The organism is Vibrio aestuarianus (assembly GCF_012395185.1).
Lineage (GTDB): Bacteria > Pseudomonadota > Gammaproteobacteria > Enterobacterales > Vibrionaceae > Vibrio > Vibrio aestuarianus.
In genome coordinates this window covers 1-1,619 of record NZ_JAAZTU010000093.1, presented here as the reverse complement: position 1 = coordinate 1,619, position 1,619 = coordinate 1, and the positions used below count along the sequence as shown (strand labels likewise).

2 rRNA genes are annotated in these 1,619 nt (G+C 51.8%); both read left to right on the top strand.

The features are described from left to right. A 23S ribosomal RNA gene (locus HGG78_RS18710) occupies window positions 1-1,418 on the top strand; the annotation flags it as partial. Between the two features lie 83 nt (window positions 1,419-1,501). Further along, window positions 1,502-1,617: ribosomal RNA gene (gene rrf, locus HGG78_RS18705) — 5S ribosomal RNA — on the top strand. Window positions 1,618-1,619 lie beyond the last annotated feature (2 nt).

Genomic DNA, 1,619 nt, shown 5'->3' with positions numbered 1-1,619 from the left:
TAGGTAAATCCGGTTTCTTGTTAGGCTGAGACACGACGTCGAGCTACTACGGTAGTGAAGTCATTGATGCCATGCTTCCAGGAAAAGCCTCTAAGCTTCAGATTATAAGCAATCGTACCCCAAACCGACACAGGTGGTCGGGTAGAGAATACCAAGGCGCTTGAGAGAACTCGGGTGAAGGAACTAGGCAAAATGGTACCGTAACTTCGGGAGAAGGTACGCTCTTGGCGGTGAAGTCCCTAGCGGATGGAGCTACTGAGAGTCGCAGATACCAGGTGGCTGCAACTGTTTATTAAAAACACAGCACTGTGCAAAATCGTAAGATGACGTATACGGTGTGACGCCTGCCCGGTGCCGGAAGGTTAATTGATGGGGTTAGACTTCGGTCGAAGCTCTTGATCGAAGCCCCGGTAAACGGCGGCCGTAACTATAACGGTCCTAAGGTAGCGAAATTCCTTGTCGGGTAAGTTCCGACCTGCACGAATGGCGTAATGATGGCCACGCTGTCTCCACCCGAGACTCAGTGAAATTGAAATCGCTGTGAAGATGCAGTGTACCCGCGGCTAGACGGAAAGACCCCGTGAACCTTTACTACAGCTTGGCACTGAACATTGAACCTACATGTGTAGGATAGGTGGGAGACTTAGAAGCGCAGTCGCTAGATTGCGTGGAGTCGTCCTTGAAATACCACCCTTGTAGTTTTGATGTTCTAACGTTGGCCCCTAATCGGGGTTGCGGACAGTGCCTGGTGGGTAGTTTGACTGGGGCGGTCTCCTCCCAAAGAGTAACGGAGGAGCACGAAGGTGGGCTAAACACGGTTGGACATCGTGTGGTTAGTGCAATGGCATAAGCCCGCTTAACTGCGAGAATGACAATTCGAGCAGGTACGAAAGTAGGTCATAGTGATCCGGTGGTTCTGAATGGAAGGGCCATCGCTCAACGGATAAAAGGTACTCCGGGGATAACAGGCTGATACCGCCCAAGAGTTCATATCGACGGCGGTGTTTGGCACCTCGATGTCGGCTCATCACATCCTGGGGCTGAAGTCGGTCCCAAGGGTATGGCTGTTCGCCATTTAAAGTGGTACGCGAGCTGGGTTTAGAACGTCGTGAGACAGTTCGGTCCCTATCTGCCGTGGGCGTTGGAAGATTGAAGGGGGCTGCTCCTAGTACGAGAGGACCGGAGTGGACGAACCTCTGGTGTTCGGGTTGTTACGCCAGTAGCATTGCCCGGTAGCTAAGTTCGGAATCGATAACCGCTGAAAGCATCTAAGCGGGAAGCGAGCCCTGAGATGAGTCTTCCCTGGCACTTTAAGTGTCCTAAAGGGTTGTTCGAGACTAGAACGTTGATAGGTTGGGTGTGTAAGCGCTGCGAGGCGTTGAGCTAACCAATACTAATTGCCCGTGAGGCTTAACCATACAACACCGAAGGGGTTTTGTGGGCTCAATGAAAGAACATTGAATGTGAAGAACGAATTCAGCTTTCCGAATTAAAGAATTTGCTTGGCGACCATAGCGTTGCGGACCCACCTGACTCCATGCCGAACTCAGAAGTGAAACGCAATAGCGCCGATGGTAGTGTGGGGCTTCCCCATGTGAGAGTAGGACATCGCCAGGCTT